Origin of the sequence: Haemophilus parainfluenzae (assembly GCF_900450995.1) — a bacterium.
Classification (GTDB): Bacteria; Pseudomonadota; Gammaproteobacteria; order Enterobacterales; family Pasteurellaceae; genus Haemophilus_D; species Haemophilus_D parainfluenzae_O.
The window spans coordinates 1382766-1399779 of record NZ_UGHY01000002.1 but is presented as its reverse complement, the minus strand read 5'-3'; the positions used below and the strand labels follow the sequence as shown (position 1 = coordinate 1399779).

Below are 17014 nucleotides of genomic sequence, written 5' to 3'. Positions count from 1 at the left end.
CGTGTATAATTTTTGCCCTTTCGAGATTCTCGTAGGGTGAGTTTGACTCACCAATTTAAACTACTTGGACTATTTGGTGGCATAAAAATTCCACTCTACAAAACTTAAACATTAAGAACGTAATAAATGAAAAACGACATTGATATTAATAAATTGCGCAATATCGCAATTATCGCTCACGTTGACCATGGTAAAACTACCCTCGTTGACAAACTCCTTCAACAATCCGGTACATTTGAATCAACTCGCGGCGATGTTGATGAACGCGTAATGGACTCAAACGATCTTGAAAAAGAACGGGGCATTACCATTCTTGCAAAAAATACCGCAATTAACTGGAATGGTTATCGTATTAACATCGTAGATACCCCAGGACACGCCGACTTCGGTGGTGAAGTAGAACGTGTACTTTCTATGGTGGATTCTGTACTTTTAGTCGTAGATGCCTTTGATGGCCCAATGCCACAAACGCGTTTCGTGACACAAAAAGCCTTCGCTCATGGTTTAAAACCAATTGTAGTAATTAACAAAGTTGACCGTCTAGGCGCACGTCCTGATTGGGTGGTGGATCAAGTATTCGATTTATTCGTTAACCTTGGCGCAACCGATGAGCAATTAGACTTCCCTATTATCTATGCTTCAGCATTAAATGGTGTCGCAGGGCTTGAACACGAAGATTTAGCGGAAGATATGACCCCATTATTTGAAGCGATCGTTCAACACGTTGAACCGCCAAAAGTGGAACTTGATGCACCATTCCAAATGCAAATCTCACAATTAGACTATAACAGCTATGTGGGTGTTATCGGTATCGGTCGTATCAAACGTGGTGCAATCAAACCAAATCAACCTGTAACGATTATTGATGGCGAAGGTAAAACTCGCCAAGGTCGTGTCGGTCAAGTATTAGGTCATCTTGGTTTACAACGTTATGAAGAAGATATTGCTTACGCAGGCGATATTATCGCGATTACCGGTTTAGGTGAATTAAATATCTCGGATACTATTTGCGATATCAACGCCGTTGAAGCCTTGCCTTCATTAACCGTTGATGAGCCAACCGTAACCATGTTCTTCTGTGTAAACACCTCTCCTTTTGCGGGCCAAGAAGGCAAATATGTGACTTCTCGTCAAATTCTTGAACGTTTAAACAAAGAGTTAGTTCACAACGTGGCATTACGCGTTGAAGAAACACCAAACCCAGATGAATTCCGTGTTTCTGGTCGTGGCGAATTACACCTTTCTGTATTAATTGAAAATATGCGTCGTGAAGGTTATGAACTTGCGGTTTCTCGCCCTAAAGTAATCTACCGTGAAATCAACGGTAAAAAACAAGAGCCTTATGAGCAAGTGACTATTGACGTAGAAGAACAACACCAAGGTTCTGTCATGGAAGCATTGGGTATCCGTAAAGGTGAAGTTCGTGACATGATGCCAGATGGCAAAGGTCGTGTACGTTTAGAATACATCATCCCAAGCCGTGGCTTAATCGGTTTCCGTGGTGAATTCATGACGATGACGTCTGGTACAGGTTTACTTTACTCCAGTTTCGATCACTACGATGACATCAAGCCAGGTGAAATCGGTCAACGTAAAAACGGTGTATTAATTTCTAACGCAACGGGTAAAGCATTGGCTTATGCACTGTTCGGTTTACAAGAGCGTGGTAAATTAATGATTGAAGCCAACGTAGAAGTTTACGAAGGTCAAATCATCGGTATTCACAGCCGCACAAACGACTTAACCGTAAACTGTTTACAAGGTAAAAAACTCACCAATATGCGTGCATCAGGTAAAGATGATGCCATCGTATTAACTACACCGGTGAAATTTACACTTGAACAAGCCATCGAGTTTATCGATGATGACGAGTTAGTGGAAGTGACACCAGAGTCGATCCGTATCCGTAAAAAACTCTTAACGGAAAACGATCGTAAACGTGCAAACCGTACGACAACCAGTACGAGTACTCACTAATTAAAAACGTGCGGAAATTTGACCGCACTTTTAGATCAACAAAAGGCGAACATGATGTTCGCCTTTTTTATTTCTTCGTTCAAACTAACCTAATCGAACTTTCTCGCCACCGAATTCATCGAGTAAGTTTTCAGTCAGTTTAGATAAAATCCCCGTCATTAATACAAAATCAGCATCAAAGCGTTGCGCATAATCTTCTTTTAAAATATCCGCATTTTTCTCACGCACTGCATCGGCAAATTTTAAACGTTTGAGAGTGCAATCTTCATTAAACACAAAAGTCAGCGTATCTTCCCACTCCAATGCGAGCTTGCTCACCACTTTTTTGCCATCTTGTAAAAGCGCGAGAATCTCCTCATTTTCTAAAGGCTGTTTCTTACAACGGATCACACTGTCTTCTTGGCTTCCACACAATTCAGCCTCTTCTAACGCCACCAACCAATGCGGGATTTTTTCCTGCACAATCCAATCCGTTAAAATCGTAGAAGGCTCATTCGCAAAAACTAACGGCACAACGGGTAACGAACCAAGTGATTTACGCAATAATGCTAAGGCATCTTCTGCGCGTTTACTGGATGCCGCATCAACATGAACAAGATTATTTTCGGTATCAATCCACACGGCAGTTTGCTGATTTTTACTGAACGCACGCGGCAATAAATTCATCACCACATCATCTTTTAACGTTTGTTTTTCCGTTTTTTTCAATTTACGGTTTTCTTTTTGCTCAAGGCTTTCAATGCGTTCATCCAATTCACGTTTCACCACATTTGCTGGCAACATTTTCTCTTCTTTTTTCGCGACCAACAAAATGTGTTTACCGACTGAAAAATGCAATAACTCGCTGTCTTTCAACGGATTCGTCCAACCGAATTTACTTTGATCTTGTGAGCCACAAGGATGAAATTCACAACCTGACAACTGGCGTTGCAATTCATTAAGATCCCAATCTAGGGGCTTAGTCAGCCTATATGACATTAAATTTTTAAACCAAAAATTAACTTTATAACTCATAACATTTCACCATGTACAATTTTATTATCAAATCAATAATTTACTTATTTCAAAACACCATTTATAATTCATAGTATATCATCATATTTCAATTTTTTAGTAACCATAATGGTAACTTATCATAATCAAGCTAGATTTCTTGGTTACTAAAAAACATATTAATACCTATTTTTATATACATAAACAGATGTCTTATGGCTAAAAAAGTAAAACCACTTGTTGACACTGAAATCAAGAAAGCAAAAGTATCAAACAAACCATATACATTGACTGATGGTTATGGACTATTTCTAATCATTTCACCAACAGGTTCAAAATCTTGGAGGTTTAATTACTATCGACCTCTAACAAAGAAACGAGCAAAAATTTCTTTAGGACTATATCCAGCAATTACACTATCAAAAGCAAGGGAATTGAGAGAACAATATCGTCAATTACTAGCTAATAAGATTGATCCGCAAGAATACATAAAACAGCATGAATTACTGCAATTACAACGACAAAACAATACATTTTTTGCCATATCAACTCAATGGAAACAAAAAAAAGTTTCTGAAATCAAGTCTGTAACACTTAAAAGCCGATGGAGAACGCTAGAAAAATATGCATTTCCATATTTAGGCGATAACCCTATTGCTGAAATTACACCACAACAGTTACATGATACAGCTATACCATTATTTGAACGAGGAGTTTCTCACACTGGGAAGCTTGTTATTGCATTAGTTAATGAAATCATGAATTTTGCTGTTAACAAAGGTATTATTGAGTTTAATAAATGCATCAATGTATCAAAGGCTTTTAATGTAAACAGAACAACACATCATCCAACTATTAGACCTGAAAAACTACCTGAATTCATGTCTGCGTTACGTCATTCACATATTGACCTTATGGTGAAATATCTTATTGAATTCTCCCTTTTGACTATCACCCGTCCAAGTGAAGCTGCAAATGCACAATGGAATGAAATTGATTTTGAGAAGTCGCTATGGAATATCCCTGCTGAACGCATGAAAATGAAAAAAGCTTTCACCATTCCATTATCACCACAAGTGCTTAAAATACTTAATAAGCTAAAAAACATTTCAGGCCGTAGTCGTTTTATTTTTCAAAGCCAACGTTATCCTGAAAGACCATTACATTCAAGCTCTGCTAATGCAGCAATTAAACGCGTTGGTTATAAAGATCAATTAACATCACATGGGCTACGTTCTATCGCAAGCACCTATCTTAGCGAGACATTTACCGAAATGAATCTGGAAATTCTTGAAGCTTGCCTTTCTCATCAAAGCAAAAATCAAGTTCGTAATGCCTACAATCGCTCAACCTATCTTGAACAACGAAAACCATTAATGAATGCTTGGGGAGATTTTGTTGAAGAATGTATGAAAAAAAGTATCTAAAAATAAAGGGAATCAATACTGATTCCCTTTATTTACCTAACCTTTCTTCAATAACTCTACCATTTCTCTCAGTAGCTTTATTTCATTATCTTTTTGCTCTACTAGCTTGTTCAACAAACCTTCTTTTTCTTCCAATAATTGCTGACAATGTGATAACGATAATTTTAGCTTTTCAATCTCAATCAATAGAGATTTCTCATTGTCTCCCTGAAATGACGAACCAAAATGAGAATTCTCATTGAATTGAACGAAGACATTTCGCTCACCAGAATTAATCAATTCAACAATATCTATATCTAAAATTTGTGCAATTTGCTCTAGCTTATCCAGATGTAATTTCGTTTCACCACGTTCAATTTTTGCATAGCCATTCAACGACATACTCATTTTTTCAGCCATTTCTTCTTGTGACCAATGCTTTGTTTCACGTAGTTTTCTGATCTTTTCATGTACGTTCATTCTTATACCCATAAATAGGTTAATTTTTTACAACAAACTGTGTGCTAACTATACATCGATTGTTGGTAGAACGCAAAATCTCTCTTAGATAAAATTTACAGATACAACTATACTGGGGATATTTATGCTTAAATCTATACTTAAACCAATAGGACATATACTAAAACTTCTAATAAAAACTGCTTTATTCTTACTTTCATTATTATTCATACTAATGCTAATTATCGGATTCGTTGATAACAAAAAAATTCCGACCGAATTTATTGTTTTTGGGATTCTAGGTATTTGTTACATTTGCTACACATTTAATTCTTGGGCAAATAAGCCTGAAGTCTGTCCAGTCTGTAAATCAGGCAAAATTGAATTGGATTCAATTAAAGAAATTGATCGCTGGCTGGGAAAAACTAAAGTACGCGAAAGAATGGCATCTGGAAAAACACGAGAACGATATCTTCAATGCACGAAAGTAAAAAAACGATATACATATTGTTGCCAAAATCCTAATTGCAAGCATACGTATACTAAAATACGGGAAGAAGAATTATAGGTGTAACTATGTTTTCAACCGCTATAATTGAAAAAATTAATTATTACATCTATTGTCTTGTTGACCCTAGAAATCAAAATATCTTCTATATCGGTAAAGGTATTGGCAATAGAGTTTTTCAACATGCACAAGGTGCATTAACTTGCAAAACTAATGAAAATGATAAAATATCACTAATCAATGATATACATAAAGATGGGCTTGAACCCTTATACTATATTTTAAGACATAATATCAAGGAGGAAAAACAAGCACTTGAATATGAGGCTTTAGCGATCGATTTATTATCCATTGTAAAACCTAATCAACAACCATTAACCAATATTCAAGGTGGCACATATTCTTCTGAAAAAGGTTTAATGTCATTATCAGAACTAAAACGTATATATGACCCACAAGAATTAAAAACAGATTTACCTGTTGTTTTAATCACAATTAATAAAAACTATAAAAAATTAAAACAACAAATAAAATCAGGCGAAATTGATAAATCGCAAATTGAAAAAGAAATTTACGAACGCACTCGCGGCTATTGGAAAACGGGTTTACGCCGTGAAAAAGCCAAATATGCTATTGCAGTTTATCGTGGCTGGACATTAGCAGCCTACGAAATTTCATACTGGATTGAAGCACCTATTGAGCGTCAAGGTCGTTGGGGTTTTGTCGGTAAACTTGTGCCGAAAGATTCTCCAATTTATCAAGAACTTGTTAATAAATTAACCTATTCATCAAATAATGATTACAAGGCGCCACAAAATCCAATAACTTATCGTAATTGTTAATATTTACTTTAATGGAATCTTAAAATGAATAAATTTTTAATTACATCTATATTTCTAATAACAAATATTACATATGCAGGAATCCGTACTATTGAATTTCCGCCAGAACAATCCGGTTCAATAGCTATGAAATGTGGAGACTATATTTATTTTGGTGAAAAACGTTCATCTTACGATGTCTGCATGATAACAGGCTTGTTAAAAACATATGAAAAAGGTCAATGTATTACTCATGATGAATACAAACTTTTAAACAAAGCATGTAGCACTAAACCCGACAATGTTCCACAAGCCTACAAAATGAGAGATTCATCTTACTATGTTGAATACTCACCAGAAACTGATGGTTTTGTACCAATGAGTAGTGAAAACTAAAATCGTCATAAAGAGCTCAAAAATGAGCTCTTTTTTCATTTTATGTATTACCTATAGGTTTTATCATTCTAATCAACTAAATGCATCTAGACATCATTTAGAATTATTCTGGCTTACATTAAATACCTATATACATTTATCAAGTACAGTGAACTTAAAATGATGAAAAAATTTCCAAATTTTAAACCGCATTCTGACACGGAAACTGAAGAATTAATTAGCTTACTATTTAGAAAACTCGACATTGATGAACTAATCTTTCTGCTACGTGTTTTACAACGTGATATCCGTGCAAAATATACACTCACAAAAATAATTAAAAAAAATATCAATTTAAAGTTAGATTCATAAATTCCTGTGTTAAGCTCCTAAAAAGTATGTACGAAATAGGAGATAATTATGAAAATACAAGATAACGTCGGCTATTACTTCACAATTCAAGATCTTCAAGATCGTTTACGTGTAAGTCGTTCAACTATTCTACGATTAATTGAATCGAAAAAATTAACATCTATCAAATTTGGACGACAAGTTCGTATTCCTGAATCTTAGATTCTAAGTTACCTTGAAACTTGTAAAGTATAAAAAAATAAGCCACCAAAAACATGGTGGCTTTTATTTATTATCTTTTATATCGTTTAAAACACATCTTAGCACTGCCTTCTGATATTGATAAACAGGTTGCTATTTCTCGCCATTTCAGACCTTGTGTTCTTAACTATACTATTTTCTCATATTTACTTTTTAAGTCATTTTTTGATTTCACCCATCCGAATTCTTCTGCCCAACGATTCAATGAACTTATACTAATACTAAATTGTTCTGCTATTTGCTTTAACGACATATTAGGTTTATTAGCTCCAAATTGATTAAACAACTCTTTCTTGATAATTTGTTGCTTTTCCCATCGTTTTCGAGAACGATTCGACTGAATTTGTTGAAACGATGATTCAGAAAATCTTTCCCAGATCCAACGAGATGAACTTCTAGCAATTCCTTTTAACTCCCTGTATGGTAATGGTGGATTATGATTCTGATTTAATAACTCTAATGAAGATAATAAATACTGATTAAATTGTTCTAATTGTTTACCTGAACATTTAAACTTCAGAATCTCACGATAACCAATTTTTTTGATCTGATTAAATAAAGAACAATTCCGACCTTCAATATCTTCATTATCATTTAGATAAAATACAGGTTTATTTGATAAATCAACAAAATCAGCTAAATAATCCAGAGTATATTTAGGTACATTAAATACAAATGTTCTCCAAAAATTTGAGTTTGGATTTTTAGTGAATACACCAACATAGTGTTGATCTGCTCCTAACTTATCAATATAAGCCCGTTGTATCTTTTTAAAATAACTTATTGGCTTAAATCGAGCATTCTTTGTGTTACAAATAGGTACTTCTAACGCATAGATATAATGACATCGACCGTTTAATCTATTTTGTACGACTATATTTGGACTTGGAAGTCCTAACAATTCCCAATCCATTGCAGAATTTTCCCGATCTAGATCTAACACCATAAATTTAATAAACAGATCATTAAACTGAATATACTTATGAGTTAATGCAACATCTTTAGGGTATAACTGCACCCCATTATCAAAATTATCTGTCTATTTTATCCGTTCAGCTAAGCTTTGATTAAAATCATCTAATGTATATGCTGATTCCATATTTACCTCGTGATATATGATTGAAATTATGTGGTAGACATATCTAGCTAATATGTCTTAACTGAGATTAATACAAAAAAAGCATTTTTTAACTTGATCTGATTGTTTTTTAGACACTTGAAACATAAAAAAGAATCGAATGCCTAAATCTTAAGCAAAAAATATAGATTCGTAACAAAATATCATCCCATATCAGATATTAATAATTTAGAAGTAATATAAAATGAAATAATATCTAATTAAATCAGATCGCAACAACTTGATGGTAAAAACATTGTTTAAGACATATTACAAATTGAATAGATAAAAATTAGAGATTTTTTGGATACATCGGATACTTTTTGATGTATTGTATATACTAGAGGTAATATTACATATAATTAGTGAACAAGTAATAAACAGCTACAGTGTACACGCCTAAAAATAGTAACCAATTTGGTAACCAATTATCAAAACATGAAAGAAGATTGATTATATTTGCAATGGTTCAAGACAATCTATTTAATTTTTAAACCACATCGTACACTTCCTTCATAATAGGGTAAAATACGCGACATTGTAGCCCATAAACTCACGGGAAAAAATGATGCAACAGAAATTAATTGCCTTCATCGGTGGTGGCAATATGGCACAAGCGATTGTGTTAGGCCTATTAAAACAAGGTTATCCAGCCGATAAAATTATCGTTAATGATCCTAATGAAGAGAAACGTGCTTTTTTTGCTCAATATGGCGTCGCGGTTTCTACGGATAACGATCAATCCATCACACAATCTCAAGTAGTCTTATTTGCGGTTAAACCGCAAGTCCTCGCTGATGTTTGCAAGCCATTAAGTGCGGTTGATTTTTCTGATAAATTAATCATTTCCATTGCTGCAGGTATTTCGACCGCCCGATTAGCCGAACTCATCCCAACAGCAAAATCCATTGTTCGCGTGATGCCAAACACGCCTGCCTTAGTCGGTGAAGGCATGGCGGGCTTATTTGCAGACAAAAACACTCCTGAAACTGACCGCACTTTTGCGGAAGATTTACTTTCAGCTGTAGGAAAAACCACTTGGGTGACGGATGAAGATCAAATGCATGCAATCACCGCTGCATCTGGCAGTAGCCCCGCTTACTTCTTCCAATTTTTAGAAGCCATGCAACAAGGCCTAATGGAAATGAGCTTAGATGAAAAACAATCTCGTGAGTTGGTACAACAAGCCATGTTAGGCTCAGCGAAGTTGGTGATTGAAAATCCACAGACGGCGCTTTCCACTTTACGAGAAAATGTCACCTCAAAAGGCGGTACCACCGCAGCCGCATTAAATGTGTTTAATCAACATCAATTTAACGACATCATTAAACAAGCGATGCGGGCTTGTCTGGCACGCTCACAAGAAATGGAAAAATTATTCTAATGCAAGTTCGTCCTTTGACCTGGCTCACCCTGAGCTTTTTTGGTTACTATTGTGCCTACGGTGTATTTCTTCCCCTTTTCCCTGCGTGGTTGAAAACGCAATCTTATAGTGAAGAAAGCATCGGTTTATTACTGGCCTGTGGTTATATTTTCCGTTTTAGCGGCAGTATTTTATTTTCAGGCTTAATAAAACGCGTTTCCCTTTTAGTGAATGGCTTACGTTACTTAGCTGTTGCCAGCGCTGTCACCATGGCGTTAATCGGGCTCATATCGCATAACTTCTGGTTATTATTTATTGGACTTGCCTTGTATTCCATGGTGAATGCGGCGGGGATGCCGATTGGTGATAGCCTAGCCAGTACCTGGCAACAACAAATTCATTTAGATTACGGCAAAGTACGCTTGATTGGCTCCTTTGCATTTGTTGTCGGCGTAATGGTGTTTGGGTATTTAGCGGGGATAATTGGTGAACAATACATCACATGGATGATTACGGGCATCCTTATTTTCTATAGTATTGTGCAATTACTTCATCCCAATCCAATGCCACAAGATGAGCCACAAAGTGCGGTCGAAAATTCTATTGGATTTTTAGGCTTACTCAAAAATAAAACGACACTTCGTTTATTTATTGCTATTGCACTGATTCAAGGATCGCACGCGGCTTATTACTCATACAGCACTATCTTCTGGACAAGCCACGGTCATTCTGTTTCCGATGCAGGCTTATTTTGGGGAATCAGTGTATTAGTAGAAATTGTCGTTTTTTTCTTCTCCACCCGATTATTCAAAAATTGGAGTATTACAGTCCTTTTCTATCTCACAGGCATCGCGGCTATCGTACGTTGGCTTGCTTTTGGTTATGCCGATACCTTTGTTGAAATCGTTCTATTGCAATGTTTTCACAGCCTCACTTATGTGGCAGGGCATTACGCGACCGTGCGTTATATCACGACTCAACCACAAAACCATATTGCGAAATTACAAGGTTTATACAATGCCTTAGCCGGATGTGCCGCCATTGCCATTTTCACCGCACTTTCTGGCGTGCTTTATCCAATTTCACCAGTTTATGCTTTCAGCTTAATGGCCGCCTTTGCATTCATTGGTTTATTTATCACCCCACGTGGTGTAAAAGCCTTTTTACCCCATAGAGTGTAAACATGAATAACCTCACACTAGTCGATTTGTTCTTGAATGAATATTGGATAGAAAAAGGATTGTCTGAAAACACCGTGCAGTCTTATCGTCTCGATTTGACCGCACTGTGTGATTGGTTAGATAAACAAAATTTATCTCTCGAAACGCTAGAGCCATTAGATCTACAGCAATTTCTAGGTAGCCGTTTAGAACAAGGCTATAAAGCGACAAGCACGGCTAGAATGCTGAGTGCGATGCGAAAATTGTTTCAATATTTATATCGTGAGAAATATCGTACAGATGATCCAAGTGCCGTACTGAGTTCGCCTAAACTACCAAGCCGTTTGCCTAAGTATTTAACCGAGCAACAAGTCACAAATTTATTAAATACGCCAGATGTAGAAATTCCGATCGAGTTACGCGATAAAGCCATGTTGGAATTGTTGTACGCCACAGGATTACGTGTCACGGAATTGGTCACGCTCACCATTGAGAATATGAATTTACAACAAAGTGTCGTGCGTGTGATTGGTAAAGGTAACAAAGAACGCATTGTGCCAATGGGAGAAGAAGCTGCTTTTTGGGTGCGACAATTCGTACGTTATGGTCGTCCTATTTTGCTTAATGGACAAAGTTCAGATGTAGTTTTTCCGAGTCAACGAGCTCAGCAAATGACTCGCCAAACCTTTTGGCATCGTATAAAGCATTATGCTGTGTTAGCGGGAATCGATACGGATGCCCTTTCACCACATGTTCTCCGTCATGCCTTTGCGACGCATTTAGTGAACCACGGTGCGGATCTCCGTGTTGTGCAAATGCTCCTCGGACATAGCGATCTCTCCACCACGCAAATCTATACTCACGTAGCTAAAGAACGCTTGAAACACCTTCACGAAAGATTTCATCCGAGGGGATAAAATAAAAAAGTGCGGCCAAATTTATCGTTATTTTTGACCGCACTTTAGTATGAAAAGCTTATTTCAATGACAACAATCTCGCCACATTTTGAGCTGTTGAGATTAAATTCTGCTCGCCTTGCTTGAGAATTGTCGGTAAATCACCCAGATTACGGATAATTGGGAACACTGCATCAATGCCATGTTCATACACCACTTCATAATCCTCACGTAAACAACCTACAATCGCGATGACTGGCTTATTAAATTGTTTCGCCGTGCGCGCCACACCGATTGGGGTCTTACCTAAGATACTTTGTGCATCCATACGGCCTTCGCCAGTAATCACTAAATCAGCCTCTTTAACTTGCTCAGCAAGTTTCAAATTATCTAACACAATCTGCACACCCGCCTTGAGTTGCACATTGGGTAAGAGCAATAAACCACCGCCCATACCACCTGCCGCCCAGCACCTGGCTGCTCTTTAATTTGCTTACCACAATCCCGCTCGGCAATTTTAGCAAAATGAGCTAATGCAGCATCGAGTTCTTTCACCATCTCAGGCGTCGCGCCCTTTTGTGGGCCAAAAATTGCAGAGGCACCTCGTTCACCACAAAGTGGATTATTCACATCACAAGCCACTTCAATTTGTACGTGCTGCAATCGAGGATCTAAATCAGCCATTTGGATTTCAGCAATTTTAGATAATTCTGTGCCGCCAAAGCCAATAGATTGACCATTTTTATCCAATAAGCGCAAGCCTAATGCTTGCAGCATACCTACGCCACCGTCATTTGTGGCACTTCCGCCGATCCCTAAAATGATGTGTTGAACACCAAGGTCAATGGCTTGCTTAATTAGCTCACCCGTACCAAAACTGGTGGTTTGACAAGGATTGCGTTTATCCATTGGTACAAGATGTAGCCCTGACGCTGCCGCCATTTCGATAATCGCCGTTTTACCATCACCCGATAAGCCGAAAAAGCTTTTTACTTGATTGCCTAACGGTGCAGTAACTTCCGTTTCAATCAGGCGCCCTTGAGTGGCATCCACTAAGGATTGCACAGTTCCCTCACCACCATCTGCCATCGGTAATTTCACATATTCGGCATTCGGGAAAATTCGTTTAAAACCTGTTTCAATCGCATTAGCCACTTCAAGTGCCGTTAAACTTTCTTTGAATGAATCTGGTGCAATCACAATTTTCATATTCTCTCCTTAAGCTAATTAAATACACCAAAAATTAAAGTGGACACAATGGTCATAATCAAACCCACGGCACTTTCATAAGGAATCAATTTTAAGCGTTCTTTCATATCCATATTCACGCTACCGCCAGTTGCATGGAAGAAAGAACCATGTGGCATATGGTCGAAAACTGTCGCCCCCGCATGAATCATTGCGGCACCGGCTAGACTACTCACCCCCAACTCTAATAGCGTTGAACTAAACACATTCGAAGCAACCGCTGTACCTGCTGTTGTTGATGCCGTTGCAAGAGACATTAACGCACCTGAAATTGGTGCTAGGATATAAGAAGGTAAGCCCGAATGTTTTAAGCCTTCAATGAGCACATCTTTCATACCGGAATTAGCAATAATACCGGCTAAAGCCCCCGTACCAAGTAGCATAATCGCCACTGGGGCCATTTTGCCTAAACCACTAATTGCATAGTTATTGGCTTGACGAAGCTTCCCCATACAGAGTGCGCCAATGAGACCACCAAGTGGTAAAGCGATTAAAGGGTCTACCTTAATATCAGCTAACGGACGAAGTGCCAATAAGAAAATGGCAACCAAAGGTGCCATAAGTGCGGTCAAAAATGAGGGTAAATTCTGTGTTTCGACTACGACAACTTCTTGGGCTGAAACACGCGAACCTTTATTTCTTAAACGTTTTGCTAAGAAATACGTCAATATTAAGCCCCAAATAGCAGGAACAATTCCTGCCATCATCACTGACGTTAAAGGAAGATGGAACGTATCTGCTGCCGCGATTGCATTAGGATTGGGTGACATTAAGTTTCCGGCTTTTCCTCCACCAATCATTGCTAAGAGAATAGCGGGTTTTGATAAGTCAGTACGACGAGCAAGTGCTAAGGCAATTGGAGAGACCGTAATCACGGCAACATCAATAAATACACCAACAGCGGTTAAAATTAATGTAGCCAACGCTAAAGCCAATAATGCTCTGGTTTCACCTAACTTGTTTGTAATAGTTTCAGCAATGGTATTCGCCGCACCGGATTCAATCAGTACTCCGGCTAATACACCTGCCGCGAGAATCCGCATGACTGCGGTAGTGATACCTTGAGCCCCACCGATCATGAGACTCACAGTTTGAGATAAATCCGCACCACCGACTAATCCCCCACCAAAGCCCGAGTAACATCCCATAGGCTGGTGAAACTTTTTTCAAAATAAGGAAAATAGCAACAAGTAGCGCCATTAACGCACCTAAAGCTGAGACTGTTGTCATGATAGAGTCCTCCTGTTTAAATGATCTTTCTTATTTATATCAGATACACAAAAACAGAGGAATAAAATTTTGCCCGCTCTCACCTACAAAAACGGCTTATGTAAAACACATAAGCCGAAATTGTTACTGAAAATTGACCGCACTTTAGAAAAATAAAATACTTCCCCAAACCACGACAACAATGCAAAGGGCGATGAATACCGCTGCTGAGCCTTGGTCTTTAGCTCTTCCTGAAAGCTCGTGGCGTTCTGTACCGATACGATCTACCACCGCTTCAACTGCACTATTTAACAGCTCCACTGCCATCACGAGTAAAACCGATGAAATCATCAAGGCAATTTCAATTTTAGTGTCACCTAACAAAAATGCGAGCGGAATCAAAATGCACGCAAGAAAACATTCGTGGCGAAATGCAGTTTCATTTTTGAATGCACTCTTTAAACCTTGTAAAGAATATTTTGTGGAGTTAATTAAATGGGTTAATCCCGTGGTTTTATACATAAAAGTTCCTATGTTGTAATCTATAAACGTTTTGCTTCGATAACGTCGTCTAACTTCGCTAATCTGGCCAGTATTTTACTTAAACTTTCGACATTTTTCAGTTCAATTTCCATATCCATCGTTGCCACTTGTTTTTTGGTATCCGCACGGCTTGAAACACCTAGAACACTGACTTTTTCATTAGCCAGCACAGTCGTAATATCTCGTAATAAACCATTACGATCACTCGCTACGATTCGAATATTAATATGGAAACCAGCCGCGTAATTATCCCCCAAAGGGCTTCCACCACGCGTTCAGGATGGGCAGCTTGCAATTCAATGAACTGTTCACAATCGCAACGATGAATTGAGATACCTCGTCCCATCGTAATGTAGCCTGCAATGGCATCACCAGGAATCGGCTGACAACAACGCGCCATATGGTGCATTAAATTACCGACCCCTTCAACAATGACATAACCGTTATTCTGTTGTTGTTCGGCTTTCTGCTGCGCCTTTTGCTGTGCAGTATTTGCACTTTTACTCGCCACATGACGGAGAATTTCTTGATCCGCTTCTTCAGCCGTCACTTTAATTAATCGGCTTTGTAAGAAATTCATCAACTGATTTAAACGGATATCCCCACTACCAATACCGGCGTATAAATCTTCGAGGTTTCTTAAGTTATAACGCGGCAAGGCTAGCTGCTCAACCTGTTTCAAACTGATATTCAAACGAGCAAGTTCATTATCTAACTGCTCTTTACCCGCTGGAACATTTTTATCACGATCTTGTTTCTTAAACCACGCTTGGATTTTGGCGCGCGCTTTTGAGGTATGAGTAAAGCCTAAGTTAGGGTTGACCCAATCTCGGCTTGGGTTTGGATTTTTCTGCGTGATAATATCCACTTGCTCACCCATTTGTAGGTGATAAGTGAATGGTACGATACGTCCACCAACTTTCGCCCCAATACAACGGTGACCAATTTCACTGTGGATCGCATAAGCAAAATCAAGCGGTGTAGAACCAGCTGGTAAGTCTACTACCTCACCTTTCGGCGTAAACACATATACTCGGTCATCAAAGACTTGGCTACGCAATTCGGCCATCACTTCGCCAGAATCCGCAATATCATCTTGCCATGCAAGTAATTTACGCAACCAGGTGATTTTTTCTTCGTAAGCAGAAAGGCTACCGGTCGTCCCTTCTTTGTATTTCCAGTGTGCGGCTACACCAAGTTCGGCATCATCATGCATTTGCTGGGTACGAATTTGCACTTCAATCGGCTTACCACCTTTGCCCAACACCACAGTATGAATGGATTGATAGCCATTCGGTTTCGGATTGGCGACATAGTCATCAAATTCTTTTGGTAAATGTTTGAAATGTGTATGTACGATACCAAGCGCGGTATAACAATCTTGCAATTTTTGCACAATAATCCTGACAGCTCTTACATCATATAAACCACTGAATTCCAAGTGTTTCTTTTGCATTTTTCGCCAAATACTATAGATGTGTTTTGGGCGACCATAAACCTCAACCTGATCAATATTTTCTTTTAAATAACCAATTAATTCTGTGACGAAATCCGCAATATACCGCTCACGATCTAAGCGGCGCTCATGTAATAATTTGGCAATATTTCGATATTGTTCTGGGTGCAAATAGCGGAAACAGTAATCTTCAAGCTCCCATTTCAATTGACCGATACCTAAACGGTTTGCCAACGGGGCATAAATATTGGAACATTCTTTGGCTGCTAACACTTTTTCCTCTTCGCAAAAATGATTTTCCGCATCGCGAAGAAAGGTAATACGTTCGGCAAGTTTGATGATCACACAGCGGAAATCGTCCACCATCGCGAGGAGCATACGACGCACATTATCCACTTGAGATGCATTGGCTGAATGACTGGCGTTGAGCTGACGGATATTATCCATCTCCTCTACACCTTTAAGCAGTTTGGTGATTTTAGGGCCAAAATGTTCCTGAATTTGCTCCCAATCGACAATTTTATTTGCTACTAAGGGGAATAGCATCGCGGTGAGTAAGCTTTCGCTGTCCATATTCATTTCATGCAGAATTTCCACCATTTCCACACCAGATTGCAATGTGAGGATTGCATTCTCCATTTGATCGGCATGTTCAGCTATTTTGGCTTGAGCATAATACCATGCATCAATCAAAGACTTTTCTGCAGGGGCAGCAAGTTTAAGGCTCGAACACCACTGTTCGATCACAAAATCATGTGGATTTGATAAGTGAGAACCACGAACTGCAACCATAATACCCCCTTGTTGATGAATATGGCTCGGCAACATCCTGTCTGCCGAGTTGTCTTTTTAAGACAACAAAAAAGTCCGA

General features: G+C 38.3%; 12 protein-coding genes and 3 pseudogenes. 8 read left to right on the top strand and 7 right to left on the bottom strand.

Features of this window, described 5'->3' with window-relative positions; translation table 11 throughout:
• Window positions 1-126: 126 nt before the first annotated feature.
• Window positions 127-1977 carry a translational GTPase TypA gene (typA, locus tag DX522_RS07085; RefSeq protein WP_115180285.1) on the top strand — a complete coding sequence of 617 codons (1851 nt, stop codon included), beginning with the start codon at window positions 127-129 and terminating at the stop codon, window positions 1975-1977.
• Between the two features lie 84 nt (window positions 1978-2061).
• Here typA and rdgC read toward each other — a convergent pair whose 3' ends face one another.
• The gene (gene rdgC, locus DX522_RS07080) at window positions 2062-2991 is read right to left on the bottom strand and encodes a recombination-associated protein RdgC (protein ID WP_115180284.1); all 930 of its coding nucleotides are present in this window, start codon (window positions 2989-2991) and stop codon (window positions 2062-2064) included.
• Window positions 2992-3185: 194 nt separating this feature from the next.
• Here rdgC and DX522_RS07075 point away from each other — a divergent pair, with 194 nt between their 5' ends.
• Window positions 3186-4397 carry a tyrosine-type recombinase/integrase gene (locus tag DX522_RS07075; RefSeq protein ID WP_115180283.1) on the top strand — a complete coding sequence of 404 codons (1212 nt, stop codon included), beginning with the start codon at window positions 3186-3188 and terminating at the stop codon, window positions 4395-4397.
• Window positions 4398-4433: 36 nt separating this feature from the next.
• On the opposite strand, the gene DX522_RS07070 is transcribed toward DX522_RS07075, so the two are convergent.
• Complete coding sequence (locus DX522_RS07070) at window positions 4434-4856, bottom strand: multiprotein-bridging factor 1 family protein (RefSeq protein WP_044364853.1); 423 nt, start codon at window positions 4854-4856, stop codon at window positions 4434-4436.
• A gap of 555 nt (window positions 4857-5411) precedes the next feature.
• Here DX522_RS07070 and DX522_RS07060 point away from each other — a divergent pair.
• The 3 genes from DX522_RS07060 (at window position 5412) to DX522_RS07045 (ending at window position 7112) form a co-directional block, all read left to right on the top strand.
• Window positions 5412-6185, top strand: a complete 774-nt coding sequence (locus tag DX522_RS07060; protein WP_115180281.1) for an LEM-3-like GIY-YIG domain-containing protein — start codon at window positions 5412-5414, stop codon at window positions 6183-6185.
• 24 nt (window positions 6186-6209) lie between these two features.
• Window positions 6210-6560: a hypothetical protein gene (locus DX522_RS07055; protein ID WP_115180280.1), complete on the top strand. Its 351-nt coding sequence runs from the start codon at window positions 6210-6212 to the stop codon at window positions 6558-6560.
• 399 nt (window positions 6561-6959) lie between these two features.
• Window positions 6960-7112, top strand: coding sequence for a helix-turn-helix domain-containing protein (locus DX522_RS07045; protein WP_005649008.1), 153 nt, complete (start codon window positions 6960-6962; stop codon window positions 7110-7112).
• Between the two features lie 166 nt (window positions 7113-7278).
• On the opposite strand, the gene DX522_RS07040 is transcribed toward DX522_RS07045, so the two are convergent.
• Entirely contained in the window at window positions 7279-8169 is an 891-nt protein-coding gene (locus DX522_RS07040; protein ID WP_070868319.1) for a replication initiation protein, read from the bottom strand.
• Window positions 8170-8836: 667 nt separating this feature from the next.
• Between DX522_RS07040 and proC the strand changes: the two genes are divergently transcribed.
• The 3 genes from proC to xerD are packed head-to-tail and all read left to right on the top strand — an operon-like array spanning window position 8837 to window position 11708.
• Complete coding sequence (gene proC, locus DX522_RS07035; RefSeq protein ID WP_115180279.1) at window positions 8837-9652, top strand: pyrroline-5-carboxylate reductase; 816 nt, start codon at window positions 8837-8839, stop codon at window positions 9650-9652.
• Entirely contained in the window at window positions 9652-10812 is a 1161-nt protein-coding gene (locus DX522_RS07030; RefSeq protein WP_115180278.1) for a 3-phenylpropionate MFS transporter, read from the top strand. The genes proC and DX522_RS07030 overlap by 1 nt, the downstream gene beginning before the upstream one ends.
• Before the next feature lie 2 nt (window positions 10813-10814).
• Window positions 10815-11708: a site-specific tyrosine recombinase XerD gene (xerD, locus tag DX522_RS07025; protein ID WP_115180277.1), complete on the top strand. Its 894-nt coding sequence runs from the start codon at window positions 10815-10817 to the stop codon at window positions 11706-11708.
• A gap of 58 nt (window positions 11709-11766) precedes the next feature.
• On the opposite strand, the pseudogene DX522_RS07020 reads toward xerD, so the two are convergent.
• The 4 genes and pseudogenes from DX522_RS07020 to relA form a co-directional block, all read right to left on the bottom strand.
• Window positions 11767-12896 (bottom strand): annotated as a pseudogene (locus DX522_RS07020) (glycerate kinase).
• Between the two features lie 14 nt (window positions 12897-12910).
• Window positions 12911-14165: pseudogene (locus DX522_RS07015) on the bottom strand (GntP family permease).
• Between the two features lie 144 nt (window positions 14166-14309).
• Window positions 14310-14666, bottom strand: a complete 357-nt coding sequence (locus DX522_RS07010; protein WP_049374693.1) for a diacylglycerol kinase — start codon at window positions 14664-14666, stop codon at window positions 14310-14312.
• Between the two features lie 20 nt (window positions 14667-14686).
• A pseudogene (relA, locus tag DX522_RS07005) lies at window positions 14687-16935 on the bottom strand (GTP diphosphokinase).
• Between the last annotated feature and the right edge of the window lie 79 nt (window positions 16936-17014).

Bases quoted from the DNA above. Each gene is read 5' to 3' on its own strand.
- typA (WP_115180285.1), top strand. From the start codon at position 127: ATGAAAAACGACATTGATATTAATAAATTGCGCAATATCGCAATTATC.
- rdgC (WP_115180284.1), bottom strand. From the start codon at position 2,991: ATGAGTTATAAAGTTAATTTTTGGTTTAAAAATTTAATGTCATATAGG.
- DX522_RS07075 (WP_115180283.1), top strand. From the start codon at position 3,186: ATGGCTAAAAAAGTAAAACCACTTGTTGACACTGAAATCAAGAAAGCA.
- DX522_RS07070 (WP_044364853.1), bottom strand. From the start codon at position 4,856: ATGAACGTACATGAAAAGATCAGAAAACTACGTGAAACAAAGCATTGG.
- DX522_RS07060 (WP_115180281.1), top strand. From the start codon at position 5,412: ATGTTTTCAACCGCTATAATTGAAAAAATTAATTATTACATCTATTGT.
- DX522_RS07055 (WP_115180280.1), top strand. From the start codon at position 6,210: ATGAATAAATTTTTAATTACATCTATATTTCTAATAACAAATATTACA.
- DX522_RS07045 (WP_005649008.1), top strand. From the start codon at position 6,960: ATGAAAATACAAGATAACGTCGGCTATTACTTCACAATTCAAGATCTT.
- proC (WP_115180279.1), top strand. From the start codon at position 8,837: ATGCAACAGAAATTAATTGCCTTCATCGGTGGTGGCAATATGGCACAA.
- DX522_RS07030 (WP_115180278.1), top strand. From the start codon at position 9,652: ATGCAAGTTCGTCCTTTGACCTGGCTCACCCTGAGCTTTTTTGGTTAC.
- xerD (WP_115180277.1), top strand. From the start codon at position 10,815: ATGAATAACCTCACACTAGTCGATTTGTTCTTGAATGAATATTGGATA.
- DX522_RS07010 (WP_049374693.1), bottom strand. From the start codon at position 14,666: ATGTATAAAACCACGGGATTAACCCATTTAATTAACTCCACAAAATAT.